We start from the raw sequence: 14,784 nt of genomic DNA, 5'->3' as shown, positions 1-14,784 counted from the left end.
GCAAGGCCGTCAGCGAGCTTAACGACACTTGGCTGGATGTTGGGGGTGGGTGGCCAAGCGTATCAGTATGGCAGACTATTACGGGGGGGGTGTGTACTATTTTTTTACTCTGTGTATTGGTCTTCCCTGCAGTTAGTTTTTTAATATTCCCTGTAAATATAGCGAAGGGGGTGTACAAAGGTTTTTTTTGGGCGGGAGTAATTGGTGGGCCAGCGATATTGTTGATTTCATATCTTGGTTATTACGCTGGCATGCAGCGATTGAAAAACAGCATCCCCGTCCGCTTTAATCGCCAGCGTCGGGAAGTCTGCTTTACCCTTATAGATACGCAGGAAACCGTCTACGTGCCTTGGGAGTCCTTGATGGCCTGGGTAGTAGAAGCGCGTGGTGCCACCCAGTACGGCGTACAGCAGCAGTATGGCATGGGCGTCGGCTATGCCCACCCGGAGACGGGGCAGTGGCTAAAGCTCGAGTACATGACGGCGGGGCTGCCCCTGGCGATCAGCAACTGGGAAGCGATCCGTGCCTATATGGAGTATGAGGTCCACTCCCTTCATGAGATCCAGGATCCCCACCTGCCGCGAGGCAAGGACGACCCGCCCTGGGAGGGCGTGCATACCCTGCGCAATGCGCGCCACCGGATGCGCGAGCGCCGGGCAAAGGGGGAAGTCGGGCCGATTTTTACGTTCTTCTGGTATGCCTACCACGTTATCGAACTATGGAACCTGCCCGGCTACTTGACCGAGTGGGAAGCTAAGCGGTTGATGAAGAGCCGCCCCAAGCTGCGTCCGGCGGAGGTGGAGGAATGGTCCAAACCCCTCCCCGAAGATCAGTGGGCCAAGCCCAGCGAGGAACTGGTACGTCTGTCTGCAGAGGTACGGCGAATCCGCGAGCGCGATCCGCAGCGTCCGGTCGACGAGGTGTTCGCCGAGGCGTATCGGCTGGAAGGGATCGAGGCCTAATGTCTAACCTCGCGTAAAGAAACTCAATGTTTAACACCAGCCCCAAAGAGGCCCTTCCCCCGATGCGCTCAGGTGAGCGTGAAAGCCGCGCCGGGGGCGAGCAGTACTGTCTTAGCCCATTACCCCTCCCCGTGGATAGCGAGCACGGGGTGGATGTAGCGCATATCGATGTTCGTCATGATGACGTCACCATGGATATTCGCCAGGGGGCGAGTCCCGAAAGCCTGATGACAGCGGGGCATATGTTTAGCTTTGGGACGTGCGCTATTTTTGTGCTGTTTTTTATTACATGGGGGGCCGTCGGTGGTTTCCCCCCGGATTCTCAACTGATAGCGGTATGGGGGGGGGGCTGTACTTCGGTTTCCTGTTTGTCTTTATTCTAGGCATAGTCTGGATCAATACGCTGCTGAGGCGCATTCCACCTATTCGCCTCAATCGACAGCGCCGTGAAGTGGCATTTGTAGTGGATCCCCCGGGGCGCTTTTGGCTACCGGCGCCTCATAATCTCTGGTTAACGTCTACGGTGGGTGTGGCTGCCGCAATACCCGGAGGCATGGTAATAATTGAAATAGGAGAGTGGCTGCGCGGTGCACGTGAGGTTTTTCCGCTGGGGCTGACCCTACTCCATCTCGGCGCCATGGTTTTCCTCTTTGTTTATCCCCCGATCTACGATGTCATCTGCCGCCTCTTTAAGCGTGAGCGCCGTACGGTATTGGTGCCTTGGGAAGATGTCGTCGCGGTGTGCGGTTTCAATCCCAGCCTGGGGCCGGGGGCCATCACCGGTTTCGGATGGAACTTCGCCCTGTTGCCGCCCGATCCTGAGCGGCCGGGCTATACCCTGCCCGGGGCGGGGATTATGGTTGGCGTCGGCGGGCTGCCCGGGGCCCTGGCCCAGTGGGAGTACATCCGCCGCTTTATGGAAGAGGGCGCCGAGGCGATTACGCCCTCGGCCAAGGAGTGGGGCATCGAGTGGTATGATGCCTATGTCGCCCGTGAAAAAGCGGCATGCGAACGCACCAACGACAAGGCCCGCTGGCGGCGCTTTCGGCGCAAGCGCCTGTGGGAGCACGCCCGCTTCGCCCACTGGTACACCGAGTACCGTATGAAGCATGTACTGCCCAAGGCGGTCCCCAAGGACTGGCTGGAGGAGTGGTCCAAGCCGCTACCCAAGGCGCAGTGGGCCAAGCCCTCTGCCGCCGTGACCGAATTGAGCGAGCAGCTCCGCGCCGCCTACCAGCGTGGCGAAAAATTTACCGAGATGGGCGATATCGAAAAGCGCTTTGGGGTCACGCCGCCAGCGGCTAGCCACAAGGCCTATCCGTCGTTTCCGTTTAGAGCGAAGGCTCAGTCCGCGTGATCATCGGAGGCCAAAAAGATAACGCCGCTCCGGCTAGCGTTATCCCAGGACCAATGAGTTGTAGATGGCGAAAAAAACACACAGCGAAGCGCTTCCCGAACCATCACCGGGCCAACCCCACCGAGCCGGCGATACCGAACGTATCGGCACCAGCAAGGTGACCTATCTGGCACCATTACCGCTGCCCACCGGCATGTCACCGGTAGATGTCAGTCAGGCTATCGGCAACCTGAATGATACCTGGCTTGATTATGGCGGCGGGCCACCTAATGTTTTTGGTTACCAATTGGCTATACTAGGGCCTTTATTCATTGTTTTTTTTAGTCTTGTGCTGATTCCCTTGCTGCTGATTTCAATCATGGACTGGCAGGGATATCGAATTCTGCTCGGCGTGGCAGTTTTCGGGGGGGGGGGCAATTTCCCTGATATCGTGGTGGACCATGCGAGGCATGCATCGGGAGCTCCTGGAGGCTACCCCCATCCGCTTCCATCGCCAGCGTCGCGAGGTGTGTTTTATCGTCAAAGAGCGGCGCCTGGGGGAGGAGGTCATACCCTGGGAGTCGCTGATGGCCTGGGCGGTGGAGGGGTATGGCGCGACCCAGTACGGTACTACCCGGCAGTATGGTCTTGGGATCGGCTATGCCCATCCCAAAACTGGCAAGTGGTTAAAGAGCGAGGGCCTGACGGCGGGCATGGCTCTCTCCCTCGGTGAGTGGGAAGTACTACGCGGCTATATGGAGTATGAGCTGCACAGCCTCGATGAAGTGCAGGATCCCCTCGGCCTGCGGGCTCCTGGCGACCCGCCCCACCAGGGCGTGCATACCATCCGCAATGCCCGCCGTAAGCTCCACCAGAGCCTACGTGAACGCCCCTCGCTCTGGCGCTATCTCTACGCGATAGGGTGGTACTTTATCAACGCCATGGCGTTGTGGACGCTGCCGGGATATCTGGCCGAACGGGAGCACCGGATCATCCAGCAGCAGCGGCCGCAGCTCAAGTTGCCCGAGGTGGAGGAGTGGTCCAGACCCCTCCCCGAGGAGCAGTGGGCCAAGCCCAGCGAGGAGCTGGTACGTCTGTCTGCAGAGGTACGGCGGATCCGCGAGCGCGACCCGCAGCGTCCTGTTGACGAGGTGTTCGCCGAGGCATATCGGCGCCAAGGGCTGGAAGCTTGATCTATGACGAAGAAGAGTGCGGGTCTGCCGCAGCCCGAGCTGTCTCAGCCTCACCATGCGGGGGATGTGCAGGCTATCCCTGGAGACCGTATTACTTATCTGGCGCCACTGCCCTTATCGACAGGTCAGCCGCCTCTGGATATGAGCAAGGCCGTCAGCGAGCTTAATGATACTTGGCTGGATGTCGGGGGGGGGTGGCCAAGTGTATCAGTATGGCAGACTATTACGGGGGGGGTATGCGGGATTGCATTGATGTGTATCTTGGTTCTTCCGGCGCTTATTTTTTTTTCTTATGCCGGCCATATCGTCTGAAAACTTTGTTATTTTATATAAGTTGTTTTTTGGAACAGGCATAATCGGTGGTCTAGCCATCTTATTGATATCATATCTCGGTTATTATGCTGGCATAAAGCGCTTGAAAAGCAGCATCCCCGTCCGCTTTAATCGCCAGCGCCGGGAAGTCTGTTTTACCCTTACCGATACGCAAGAAACCGTCTACGTGCCCTGGGAGTCCTTGATGGCCTGGGTGGTAGAGGCGCGTGGTGCCACCCAGTACGGCGTACAGCAGCAGTATGGCATGGGCGTCGGCTATGCCCACCCGGAGACGGGGCAGTGGCTAAAGCTCGAGTACATGACGGCGGGGCTGCCCCTGGCGATCAGCAACTGGGAAGCGATCCGTGCCTATATGGAGTATGAGGTCCACTCCCTTCATGAGATCCAGGATCCCCACCTGCCGCGAGGCAAGGACGACCCGCCTTGGGAAGGCGTGCATACCCTGCGAAATGCGCGCCGCCGGATGCGCGAGCGCCGGGCTAAGGGGGAAGTCGGGCCGATTTTTACGTTCTTCTGGTATGCCTACCACGTTGTCGAACTATGGAACCTGCCTGGCTACCTGACCGAGTGGGAAGCCAAGCGGTTGATGAAGAGTCGCCCCAAACTGCGCCCGGCAGAAGTAGAAGCGTGGTCCGAGCCTCTGCCCGAGGAGCAATGGGCCAAGCCCAGCGAGGAGTTGGTGAGGCTCTCCAACGAGGTGAGGCGGATCCGCGAGCGCGATCCGCAGCGTCCGGTCGACGAGGTGTTCGCCGAGGCGTATCGGCTGGAAGGGATCGAGGCCTAATGTCTAACCACGCGTAAAGAAACTCAATGTTAAACACCAGCCCCAAAGAGGCCCTGCCCCCGATGCGCTCAGGCGAGCGTGAAAGCCGCGCCGGGGGCGAGCAGTACTGCCTTAGCCCGTTACCGCTCCCTGCGGATAGCGAACACGGGGTGGACGTGGCGCATATCGATGTTCGCCATGATGACGTCACCATGGATATTCGCCAGGGTGCTAGCCCAGAATCCATGATGACCGCCGGACATATTGCTAGTGGGCTGTCAATATTGATGGCGTTTATAGTTTTTATTGTCTGGGCCACGGTTGGGGGATTTCCCCCTCCCTCCGTGGTGATTGCTTTGGCGGGGGGGGGGCTATATATCGGTCTGCTGTTCCCATTTATATTGGGTGTTGTATGGTTGAACCTAGTGCTGAAGCGAACTCCGCCGGTCCGCCTGAATCGTCAACGACGTGAAGTGGCCTTCGTTATTGAGCCTAAGAAGCGCTTCTGGTTACCTGCCCCCCATAACCTTTGGTTGACTTCCTTAATTGGAGCGATCGCCATGTGCACTGGGCTGATTGGGGCTGCTGAAGTAGAAAAATGGTGGCGGCTGCCGGAAGAGTCCTTCCCTGCTGCACTAGTGGCCATGCATATCTTGTCCATGGCCTTTTTCTTTGTTTATCCCCCGATCTACGATGCCATCTGCCGCCTCTTCAAGCGTGAGCGCCGCACGGTACTGGTGCCTTGGGAAGACGTCGTCGCGGTGTGCGGTTTCAATCCCAGCCTGGGGCCGGGGGCCATCACCGGTTTCGGATGGAACTTCGCCCTGTTGCCGCCCGATCCTGAGCGGCCGGGCTATACCCTGCCCGGGGCGGGGATTATGGTTGGCGTCGGCGGGCTGCCCGGGGCCCTGGCCCAGTGGGAGTACATCCGCCGCTTTATGGAAGAGGGCGCCGAGGCGATTACGCCCTCGGCCAAGGAGTGGGGTCTCGAGTGGTACGACGCCTACGTCGCCCGTGAAAAGGCGGCATGCGAACGCACCAACGACAAGGCCCGCTGGCGGCGCTTTCGGCGCAAGCGCCTGTGGGAGCAGGCCCGCTTCGCCCACTGGTACACCGAGTACCGCATGAAACACGTGCTGCCCAAGGCGGTCCCCAAGGGCTGGCTGGCAGAGTGGTCCAAGCCGCTACCCAAGGCGCAGTGGGCCAAGCCCTCTGCCGCCGTCACCGAGCTGAGCGAGCAGCTCCGCGCCGCCTATCAGCGCGGCGAAAAGTTTACCGAGATGGGCGATATCGAGAAGCGCTTTGGGGTCGAGGTGGCACCGCCTGCTCAGTCGGCCTATCGCTCACTGCCCTTTGCGGCGAATCTGTATTGATACTGACGCAACGCTAATGACGAGTCCTAACGTCGCGCCCAGCTGGTCGAGGCCGGCCAGGAAGTGCACCATAAGGGTGGCATGAGGTAGTGAGCGACTGACGCCTTGATGCCGAAGGCATCGAACGCACGATCTGCGCCCGGCTGCCATAATCCCTGTTTTCCTCGACGTTAGAGATCGCAATGTTATTTCTGATCATCGTATTTGCCCTGATTGGCCTCGCCGTAGGCGGCCCCATTGGTCTCCTGGTGGGCGGCGGCTTGGGCTGGTGGCTGGGGCGGCAGCTCAAACGCCGCTTGAGTGTTGCGCGAATGCGTATCCAAGAAGGCTTTCTGGAATCGATTTTTTCGGTGATGGGCTGCCTGTGCCAGGCGGACGGCAAGGTGACCGACGGCGAGCTGGGCGTTGCCGAAAAACTCTTCGATCAGATGCGTCTGCAAGGCGAGCAGCGAACCAGGGCACGCGCTGCGTTCGAGCGCGGCCGGGCCGATGACTTCGATCTAGACGCCGAGCTTGTCAGCGTGAATCGCCTCACCCGGCACCAGCCCGTAATGCGCCAGGTATTTCTGCAGGTACAGCTGTCGGCGATTGCGGCTGACGGCGTGCTGCATCCCGCAGAGCAGGAGATGATTCTGCGTGTGGCTCGTGGGGTGGGCTGTAGCGAGGCCGAAGTACAGCAAATCGAAGCCATGCTGCACGGCGCTGCCGCCAACTCGCAGGGCGCCAGCGAGGAAGCCCTTCACGATGCCTACCGGGTACTTGGGGTATCGGAAGACGCCAGCGACGCCGAAATTAAAAAAGCCTACCGGCGCCTGATGAGCCAGAACCATCCGGACAAACTGGCGGGCAAAGGGCTGCCTGAGAGCATGCGCGAGGTGGCCCAGGCGCGAACGAGCGAAATCAGCAACGCTCACGAGCGGATTCGCGCGGCCCGCGGCTGAACGCGTCTCGGTATTTGCCGTCAACGTTAGTCTTGGCGGAATTTATCCGCCTATGACAGCGCCAAAGGAGGATTGATGATCACGCTATACGGTTTCCCCTCATCCCGCTCGCTGCGGGCCGCCTGGACGCTGGAGGAGTTGGGCCTGGCGTATGTCTATCACTCGCTCGACATGATGGCGGGCGAGGGGCAGGGCGAGGCGCACCTATCACGCCATCCAGACGGCAAGGTGCCGGTGTTGGAAGATGGCGAACTGGTGCTGTTCGAGTCGCTGGCGATATGTCGCTACCTGGCCGAGCGCTATGGCGAAACCAGCGGTCTGCTGCCAGCCTCGCCGGTCGAGCGGGCGCAGGTCAACCAGTGGTTGAGTTTCGTTGTCAGTGAGCTGGAGCAGCCGCTATGGACCCAGGCCAAGCATAAGTTCGCACTGCCTGACGAACGCCGCGTGCCGGCGATTCTGCCCACCGCATCCTGGGAGTTCCAGCGTGCCTTGGCGGCCCTGCAGAGGCGATTCAGCGGAGACGACTGGCTGGTAGGCGGGCGCTTTACCCTGGCCGATATATTCGTGGGACATACCCTGAGCTGGGGCGTGAAGTTCAAGAATCGCCTGCCGCTGGAGCTCGAGGCGTATCGCGAACGCTGCATGTCGCGCCCGGCGCTGTCGCGGGCCATCGAGCGCGAGAAGCCGGTGGCGGAGTAAGAGTGAGGGCAGAGTTCCCCGGGATAGGGGGGTAAAGTGAAACCGGGCCTGGCAGGCCCGGTTTTCGTTTCACTTCACTTGATGGCGACGGGATTCACCGGGGAGCCGGAACCTTGCATCATCTTGAGCGGTGCGGCGACTAACAGGAAACTGTACTGACCATCCTCGGCGCTATCCTCGGCCAGGTCGTCCAGCCACCAGATTTCTGTCAGCACCACGCCCATATCCCGCATCAGGGCGCCATGCAGAGGAATGACAAATGTTTCGCCGTCGATCTCCTGGGCGACTTTCTCTATTGCCAGGTTGTCCGACGCGATGGCGGGAATCTCCAGCTCGTCTATCCACTGCAGAAGCTCCAGGCTGTAGCACAGCCCCGGCTCTGTCATGGCGTCCCAGGCGGCATCCGGTTCTTCATCCCAGTAGCGTGCGATGGACCCGGTGCGAATGACCAGGATGTCGCGTGGATTGATGGTGGTGCCCTGGGCGTCTGCCGTGGCCTTCAGATCATCAAGGTGTATGCAGGTGTCGGGCGCCAGTCGATGATGCTCGCCGCTGCCCATGTGACGGCCGACATCCAGCAACACGCCACGACCCACGATGCCCTTCTCACCGATGGCCCCTACGTCGCCGTGTGCATGGCCGTGTATGGTGCTTTGCGCGCTTTCACCGCCGTAGACCTGGTCGCCGTACCAGCCATGGGCGAGGCCATCCACATGGGTCGTGCCTTGCAGGTACATGAAGACCACATCGTCCGAGTATTTGACCCCGCCCGCCAGTGGGTCGGCTTTGCCCGACGAGTAGAGGCCTTCATCCTGGGACATGTAGTGCTGGGTCGGGATACGTCCCGGAAAAACGGGGCCGTCACCGGAGGTCATGGGCACTTGCAGGGTAAAGGTCTTGCCGCTGCGCACTGCGCCGACCGCCTCCAGCACTTCAGCGTCGCCCAGGTAGTTCAAGGCCCCGACCTGATCCGCTTCGCCCCATTTTCCCCAGTTGGAGGGGGCATCCCGCTGGAGTGTTTCCATGGAGGGTTGGGCGACGGCTGTTTGAGTTGCCAGAGTGAGTCCGGCCGCTACGACACCCATGGCAACCGTCAGGTTAGATCTGTTGTTTTGCATGGCGCTCTCCTTGTTCGACTTGTTGTTGTCACGCTCACCGGAGGAGCGCGAATTGCGCTCCAATCAGGTCTGAGTCTTTCAGTGGCGGGGCCAAGCGATAGATCAATCGAATACGATGATCTGCCGTACCGCCTTGCCTGCCGCCAGCTTCTCGAAGCCGTCGTTGATCTGGTCCAGGGTCAGGGTGTCGCTAAGTAACTTATCCACAGGGAGTCTGCCCTGGCGGAACAGGGCAATGTAGCGGGCGACATCGCGGACCGGCACGCAGCTGCCGACATAGCTGCCCTTCAGGGTGCGCTCTTCCGCCACCAGGCTGACTTGCTGAATGGCAACCTTCTTGTCGGGGTGTGGCAGGCCGCCGGTCACCGTAATGCCGCCACGGCGCGTGACCTGATAGGCGAACTCGAGGGCTTTCTCTGAGCCGGCCATCTCGATGGCACAGTCGACGCCACCGTTGGTCAACGCCTTGATCTTGTCGACGCAGCCCGCTTCGCCGCTGTTGAAGGCATGGGTGGCGCCCAGCTCCCTGGCCAGCGCCAGCTTGTCCTCATCGAGATCGATGGCGATCACCTCGGAGGCGCCCGCCACCAGTGCGCCGAGCACGCTATTGAGCCCGACGCCCCCCAGGCCGACCACGGCGACCGTGTGGCCGGCCTTGATCTCTGCCGAGTTGATCGCCGCACCGACCCCGGTCAGCACCGCGCAGCCGAACAGCGCGGCGTGATGCAGCGGCAGGTCCGAGTCGACCTTGACCAGGGAGTGGCGGGACAGCACCGCGTGGTCGGCAAAGGCCGAGACGCCGATATGGTGATGGACATCGCTACCGTCCGCCCGGTGCAGGCGGCGCTCGCCGCTGGCCAGGGTGCCGGCATTGTTGGTCTTTGCCGCCGGCTCGCAAAGGGCGGGGCGCCCTTCGGCGCAGGGCGAGCAGTGACCGCAGCTGGGCACGAACACGGTCACCACGTGATCGCCGACCTGCAGGTCGTGCACCCCGTTACCCACGGCCTTGACGATGCCGGCGGCCTCGTGGCCCAGCACCATGGGCACCGGGCGCGGTCGGTTGCCGTCGATGACCGAGAGGTCGGAATGACACAGGCCGGCGGCCTTGATCTGTACCAGGACTTCGTTGTCGCCGGGCGGGTCCAGTTCCAGCTCCTCGATCACCAGCGGCTGGTTGCCCTGATAGGGACGCTGGGCGCCGGTGGCCTGCAGTACCGCAGCACGTATTTTCATGGCTGACTCCTTGTTGTTGTCAGGCGGGGTGTTGGTGGCTAGCGGGTGCGGCGGGCGCCTTGCGCCCAAAGGCAACGGCACCCCGCTCGATGCGCCAGGTCTGGTCGACCAGGCCGGCGGAATGGCTGTCGTCGGACTCCGCGATCAGCACCGTCAGGCCTTCGCCGCGCAGGTCGCCGATGACAGACGTAAGGCGCTGTGCCAGTACCGGCGCCACGCCTTCGAAGGGCTCATCGAGCAGGATCAGTTCACGGCCGGGAATCAGTGCGCGGCCCAGGGCCACCAGCTTTTGCTGGCCGCCGGAGAGCTGTAGCGCCTTGCGCTCACCGAAGTCGGCAATTTCCGGCATCAGCGAATAGACCCATGCCAGCCGTTTCTCGCCGTCGCTGATGTGATTGGCCCATGCCGGCATCAACAGGTTTTCGGTCACCGTCAGCTCGGGGATGAGCCGTCGGTCCTCGGGCATGTAGCTGATCTGCAGCTTGGCGCGCCGATGGGGAGCCAATTGAGTCAGCTCCTCTCCCTTGAAGCGGATGGAGCCGGATGTTGCCGGCAGCAGGCCCATGATGGCGCGGATCAGGGTCGTCTTGCCGGCACCGTTGTGACCGATCAGGCCGGCCATCTGCCCGGTGGGAATGGTCAGGTCGATATCTCGCAGAATGGCGATGCGATCGATCGAGACATTGAGGTTGGCGATCTCCAGGCTCATGTCAAACGTCCCCCTGTTCGGTTGCCGTGCTGGTGTGGCGCCGCTTGCCGGTGACCAGCGTCTGTACCTGTTCGTCGGCCAGCACCTCCTCGACCGGACCATCCTTGATCACCACGCCGCTGGCGAAGGCCATCACCCGGGTGACGTATTTCTGTACGATCTCCATGTCGTGCTCGACGAAGAGCACCGTCAGGCTGCGCCGCTTGACGATTTCCATCACCGTATCCATCAGCGCATGTTTCTCCTCCATGCTGACCCCGCTGGTGGGCTCATCCAGCAGCAGCATTTTGGGGTTGCCGAGCATGGCAATGGCGATGTCGAGCAACTTGCGGGCCCCTTGAGGCATTGCGGTGACCATCTCATCGCGATACTGGGTGATGCCCATCTGCTCGAGGATGTCGTCCGCGGCGGCAAGTCGCTTTGCGGTGCGGACCGGGCGCAGCATTTGCAGGTGATCGTTCTGGGCGGCCGACAGGGCGATGGCCAGGTTGTCGATTACGGGGAGTTCGAGAAACAGCTGGGGAATCTGGAAGGAGCGAGCCAGCCCCTCGCGCATCAGCTTGCGCGGCCCCAGGCCCTTGATCGCCCGCCCATTGAAGAAGATGCTGCCTTCCGAGGGCGGCAGGTAGCCGGTGACCATGTTGATGAAGGTGGTCTTGCCGGCGCCGTTGGCACCGATCACACCGACAATCTCACCCTGGGTGATGGTCACGTTGATATCTTCTGCAGCCGTCACCGCCCCGAAGTAGCGGGAGAGCCCTTGTGTCTTGAGAATCTCGGTCATGGGGCGGTTCTCCTGTGGCGGGTGAACAGGCTCCAGATCCCCTTGGGCAGGAACAGGATGATCAGCAGCAGCACGATGCCCAGGATCATTTGCCAGGTGTGGGGCATGAACTCCACCGCGTAGGTGCGCACCAGGGCGAAGAGCATGGCGGCGATGAAGGCTGCGGCCACGTGGCCGGTACCGCCCAGCAGCGCGATGAAGACGAACTCACCGGAAATCGTCCAGTAGGCCATTTCGGGGTCGACGTGGCCGGCAGCCAGTGCCGTCAGCGAACCGCCTATGGCACCGATGGCTGCGGCCAGTACGTAGTTGATGTAGAGCACCTGGCGGCGTGAGATGCCCATGTATTCGACGCGCACCTCGTTCTCGCGGATGGCCTCGCAGGCCAGGCCGATGCTGGACTGGAAGAAGCGATTGAGAAACAGCGCGACCAGCAAGCCGAGGACCAGCGCGAGCCAGAACACGCCCATGCCGGACTCCGGCACCCAGCCGAGCAGGGACCACTGCACCACGCTGAAGCCGTCGGTGCTGCCCAGGTTGTGGCTCTTGACCAGTACGCCGAACAGGATCATCGAGAACGCCATGGTCAGCATGGCGAAGAATATCTCTCGGTAGCGGGTCAGCAGGAGACCGAGAATCATCGCCAGCGCGGTCGAGGCCAGTACGCCCAGGAGAATCAGCAGCAGGGCGTCCTGAATGCCCCAGAAGCGCCCCCCCATGCCTACCGCATAGCCGCCGATACAGAAGAACAGCCCCTGACCGAAAGAGACCAGCCCGGAGCGCATCAGCATGACCACCCCCAGCACCACCAGCGCCTTGGCGACCGCCAGCGTGGTGGTGAAGACCAGCCAGTTGGGGCTCATCAAGCCGGCCAGGCCAATGGCCACGGCGGCGGCAATCATCAGGGCTTCGGATTTCTGGAGACTCATCAGATTTTCCTCGCGATTGCCTGGCCGAACAGGCCGTTGGGCCGAAAGATCAGCACCCCGGCCATGACGGCGTAGATGATGAACAGCTCGAACTGGGGCATGGTGTGGATCGAGGTGGCCCGTGCCAGCCCGACGATGATGGCACCCGCTGCCGCACCGGTAATGCTGCCGAGTCCGCCGGTGACCACCACCGCAAAGGCCAGTACGATCACCTCGATACCGATACCCGGCACCACGGAGATGATCGGCGCGGTGATACCCCCGGCGACCGCGCCGAGGGTGGCGCCGATAACGAAGGTAATGGTGAACATGCGGCGCACGTTGACGCCCATGGCCTCCGAGACTTCCCGGTCGTGGATGATGGAGCGCAGGATCTTGCCGGTGTGGGTGCGCTCCAGCCAGAACCACAGGCCAAGGCCGATGACGGCGGACAGGCACAACACCATGATGTCGTAGCCGGAGACCGTCAGGACGTCGATCTCCACTCGCCCCATGGCGGCGTAGGGCTGCCAGGCGAAATAGGGGGTCGTGCCCCACAGCAGCTTCATCACATCTTCGAGGATCAGCAGGATCGCGAAGGTGACGATCAGCATGAGTATCTCGTCGCGGCCGTACATCAGCCGCAGGATGCCGCGCTCGATCAGCAACCCACTGATGGCGCCGATGAGCAGGGCGCAGCTGGCCAGAATGGCGAAGGCCATCCATAGCTGGCTGCCGCCCCCTGCGTAGTACCAGCCAATGGCCGAAGCCGCTGCATAGGCGCCCAGGGCATAGAGACTGCCGTGGGCCATGTTCAGAATTCTCATGACGCCATAGATGACGGTCAGGCCTGCCGCCACCAGGAAGAGCCATGAGGCATAGATGAAACCGTCGATCAGTATTGCCCAGACCGTTAACATCTCGCGTGCTCCTGTTATCGGTTAGGAATCACTGCGGCGTTCGGCGCCATGCCTCTGGCCACTGCAAGTGGCGGCACGGGCGCAGACGTATCAACAGAGGTGCAGTGACTCCCGGTGGCCGGCAACCCGAAGGTTGCCGGCAGCGGAGAGTGTCAGTCGCACTGGGCGCCAGGGAAGCCGGCCTCGATCCACTCCTGGGCGTTCTGGCCGTCGGGTGCGGAGACGCACTCGCCGCGGTAGGAGCGCACGTTACGCAGCTCGGCTCCTTCACCCGGGGTGTAGTGGTACTCGCCGTAGAGCATGTCCTGCATGGCCTGGTGGCCACCGGCCAGGGCCATGCGCACGGTGCCGCTGACGGATTCGAACTCGGCCCCTTTCAGGGTGCTGGCAAGCTGCTCGCTGGTGGGTATCCCGTCGGCGCCGGAATTGTCGGCGGCAAACTTCAGGGCAAGGATGGCCTGGGCCATTTTCGAGGTGGGATAGCTGGGCTTGGTGCCGTGCTCGGCTTCGTAGGCTTCGTTGAACCACTCGCTCAGCGCGTTTTCCGGCATGAAGGCGCCGAAGGGGCCACGTCCACCCAGGATGGTGCCGTTGGGTGCCTGCCCCTCGAAGCGATGCAGCCCGGATTCACCGGTGGTCAGGATCGCGGTTGCCTGGCCCAGCAGGCCACGGGAATTGGCCTGGGAGACGAAGGACTCCATGTCGCCGCCCCACATGCTGGAATGGACGATCTCGGGTCGGCGGGTCTGCAGGGCGGAGATCTCGCTGCCGTAGCTGCCGGAGAAGAGCTGTGGCGTCTGGTTGTTGACCATCTCGGCGTCCGGCATCAGCTGCTCCATGGAGAGCGTGAAGTCGAGCCAGGAGTCCTGCCCCCAGGCGTAGTTCTGCTGGATGCCGGCGACACGCGTGACGTCGGGGTGGATGTCCTGCAGGTAGCGCGCTGCACCCACGTTGTCGGCGACGGCATCGAGGCCGGTGCGGAAGAAGTAGGTGGGGTTGTCGAGTTCCTCGAACATGCGCGGGGTGCCGCAGTCGAAGGCGATGGTGAAGGTCCGCAGCTCTTCTGCCACGGGGCCGACGGCCAGGCAGTCGCCGCTGGAAATATAGCCGATCACCGCATTCACGTTCTGGCGCTCTACCAGGTTGCGGTACTCCTCGACCTGCTGGGTGGGCCCGCCGGCTTCGTCGACGACCACGGATTCCAGCTGCAAGCCGTTGATGCCCGGGGTGTCGTAGGGCGGGGGAAGCTCCCCGGCGTTGATCGCCTTGATCACGGTTTCCGCCGCCTGGGCGGCGGGAACGCCAAAGGGCCCCGAGGCGCCGCCGGAGAGGAAGGTGACCAGGCCGACCTTGAAGGTCTCTTCTGCCTGGACTGTCGCGCTGATACCCATCATCCCCGCCGAGGCGATGGCCGCGGCGACGGTGGTGCTGAGCAGAGTACGCTTCAAGATGCTGGGTTGAGTGGCGTGCTTCATGGTTCTACTCCTGGGTTGTTGTTGTGTGCCATGTGGC

14 protein-coding genes are annotated in these 14,784 nt (G+C 61.8%); 7 read left to right on the top strand and 7 right to left on the bottom strand.

Going from position 1 to position 14,784, the window contains the following annotated elements:
- The first annotated feature begins 362 nt into the window (after positions 1–362).
- The 7 genes from QC821_RS00735 to QC821_RS00705 all read left to right on the top strand — a co-directional run bounded on the left by QC821_RS00735 (position 363) and on the right by QC821_RS00705 (position 7,600).
- Positions 363–962 (top strand): hypothetical protein, encoded by a 600-nt coding sequence (locus QC821_RS00735; protein ID WP_309715609.1) that lies wholly within the window; start codon positions 363–365, stop codon positions 960–962.
- Between the two features lie 553 nt (positions 963–1,515).
- A complete protein-coding gene (locus tag QC821_RS00730) occupies positions 1,516–2,319 on the top strand; it encodes a hypothetical protein (RefSeq protein ID WP_309715606.1) in 804 nt (267 codons plus the stop codon).
- Positions 2,320–2,768: 449 nt separating this feature from the next.
- Positions 2,769–3,491 (top strand): hypothetical protein, encoded by a 723-nt coding sequence (locus QC821_RS00725; protein ID WP_309715602.1) that lies wholly within the window; start codon positions 2,769–2,771, stop codon positions 3,489–3,491.
- Positions 3,492–4,008: 517 nt separating this feature from the next.
- Positions 4,009–4,608, top strand: coding sequence for a hypothetical protein (locus tag QC821_RS00720; protein ID WP_309715601.1), 600 nt, complete (start codon positions 4,009–4,011; stop codon positions 4,606–4,608).
- A gap of 638 nt (positions 4,609–5,246) precedes the next feature.
- Positions 5,247–5,960, top strand: a complete 714-nt coding sequence (locus tag QC821_RS00715) for a hypothetical protein (RefSeq protein ID WP_309715598.1) — start codon at positions 5,247–5,249, stop codon at positions 5,958–5,960.
- 182 nt (positions 5,961–6,142) lie between these two features.
- Positions 6,143–6,901, top strand: a complete 759-nt coding sequence (gene djlA, locus QC821_RS00710; protein ID WP_309715595.1) for a co-chaperone DjlA — start codon at positions 6,143–6,145, stop codon at positions 6,899–6,901.
- Between the two features lie 75 nt (positions 6,902–6,976).
- The gene (locus QC821_RS00705) at positions 6,977–7,600 is read left to right on the top strand and encodes a glutathione S-transferase family protein (RefSeq protein ID WP_309715592.1); all 624 of its coding nucleotides are present in this window, start codon (positions 6,977–6,979) and stop codon (positions 7,598–7,600) included.
- A gap of 74 nt (positions 7,601–7,674) precedes the next feature.
- Here QC821_RS00705 and QC821_RS00700 read toward each other — a convergent pair whose 3' ends face one another.
- The 7 genes from QC821_RS00700 to QC821_RS00670 form a co-directional block, all read right to left on the bottom strand.
- On the bottom strand, positions 7,675–8,718 hold the full coding sequence (locus QC821_RS00700; protein WP_309715588.1) for a cyclase family protein: 1,044 nt from the start codon (positions 8,716–8,718) through the stop codon (positions 7,675–7,677).
- Between the two features lie 102 nt (positions 8,719–8,820).
- On the bottom strand, positions 8,821–9,951 hold the full coding sequence (locus QC821_RS00695) for a zinc-dependent alcohol dehydrogenase family protein (protein WP_309715585.1): 1,131 nt from the start codon (positions 9,949–9,951) through the stop codon (positions 8,821–8,823).
- Between the two features lie 19 nt (positions 9,952–9,970).
- On the bottom strand, positions 9,971–10,660 hold the full coding sequence (locus QC821_RS00690; protein WP_309715583.1) for an ATP-binding cassette domain-containing protein: 690 nt from the start codon (positions 10,658–10,660) through the stop codon (positions 9,971–9,973).
- A gap of 1 nt (position 10,661) precedes the next feature.
- On the bottom strand, positions 10,662–11,444 hold the full coding sequence (locus tag QC821_RS00685) for an ABC transporter ATP-binding protein (RefSeq protein WP_309715580.1): 783 nt from the start codon (positions 11,442–11,444) through the stop codon (positions 10,662–10,664).
- Positions 11,441–12,373, bottom strand: coding sequence for a branched-chain amino acid ABC transporter permease (locus QC821_RS00680; protein ID WP_309715578.1), 933 nt, complete (start codon positions 12,371–12,373; stop codon positions 11,441–11,443). The genes QC821_RS00685 and QC821_RS00680 overlap by 4 nt, the downstream gene beginning before the upstream one ends.
- Positions 12,373–13,272, bottom strand: a complete 900-nt coding sequence (locus QC821_RS00675; protein WP_309715575.1) for a branched-chain amino acid ABC transporter permease — start codon at positions 13,270–13,272, stop codon at positions 12,373–12,375. The genes QC821_RS00680 and QC821_RS00675 overlap by 1 nt, the downstream gene beginning before the upstream one ends.
- A 152-nt stretch (positions 13,273–13,424) precedes the next feature.
- On the bottom strand, positions 13,425–14,747 hold the full coding sequence (locus tag QC821_RS00670; protein ID WP_309715572.1) for an ABC transporter substrate-binding protein: 1,323 nt from the start codon (positions 14,745–14,747) through the stop codon (positions 13,425–13,427).
- Between the last annotated feature and the right edge of the window lie 37 nt (positions 14,748–14,784).

The sequence above is a fragment of the Franzmannia qiaohouensis genome (assembly GCF_031451695.1).
Taxonomy (GTDB): Bacteria; Pseudomonadota; Gammaproteobacteria; order Pseudomonadales; family Halomonadaceae; genus Franzmannia; species Franzmannia qiaohouensis.
Note: the sequence above shows the minus strand (reverse complement) of the source record. Positions and strands in the feature narration are given on the sequence as shown.

Coding starts and splice junctions, on each gene's coding strand:
- QC821_RS00715 (WP_309715598.1), top strand. CDS start 5,247: ATGGCCTTTTTCTTTGTTTATCCCCCGATCTACGATGCCATCTGCCGC.
- QC821_RS00700 (WP_309715588.1), bottom strand. CDS start 8,718: ATGCAAAACAACAGATCTAACCTGACGGTTGCCATGGGTGTCGTAGCG.
- QC821_RS00725 (WP_309715602.1), top strand. CDS start 2,769: ATGCATCGGGAGCTCCTGGAGGCTACCCCCATCCGCTTCCATCGCCAG.
- QC821_RS00735 (WP_309715609.1), top strand. CDS start 363: ATGGCCTGGGTAGTAGAAGCGCGTGGTGCCACCCAGTACGGCGTACAG.
- QC821_RS00730 (WP_309715606.1), top strand. CDS start 1,516: ATGGTAATAATTGAAATAGGAGAGTGGCTGCGCGGTGCACGTGAGGTT.
- QC821_RS00680 (WP_309715578.1), bottom strand. CDS start 12,373: ATGAGTCTCCAGAAATCCGAAGCCCTGATGATTGCCGCCGCCGTGGCC.
- QC821_RS00670 (WP_309715572.1), bottom strand. CDS start 14,747: ATGAAGCACGCCACTCAACCCAGCATCTTGAAGCGTACTCTGCTCAGC.
- QC821_RS00720 (WP_309715601.1), top strand. CDS start 4,009: ATGGCCTGGGTGGTAGAGGCGCGTGGTGCCACCCAGTACGGCGTACAG.
- QC821_RS00690 (WP_309715583.1), bottom strand. CDS start 10,660: ATGAGCCTGGAGATCGCCAACCTCAATGTCTCGATCGATCGCATCGCC.
- QC821_RS00695 (WP_309715585.1), bottom strand. CDS start 9,951: ATGAAAATACGTGCTGCGGTACTGCAGGCCACCGGCGCCCAGCGTCCC.
- QC821_RS00705 (WP_309715592.1), top strand. CDS start 6,977: ATGATCACGCTATACGGTTTCCCCTCATCCCGCTCGCTGCGGGCCGCC.
- QC821_RS00685 (WP_309715580.1), bottom strand. CDS start 11,444: ATGACCGAGATTCTCAAGACACAAGGGCTCTCCCGCTACTTCGGGGCG.
- QC821_RS00675 (WP_309715575.1), bottom strand. CDS start 13,272: ATGTTAACGGTCTGGGCAATACTGATCGACGGTTTCATCTATGCCTCA.
- djlA (WP_309715595.1), top strand. CDS start 6,143: ATGTTATTTCTGATCATCGTATTTGCCCTGATTGGCCTCGCCGTAGGC.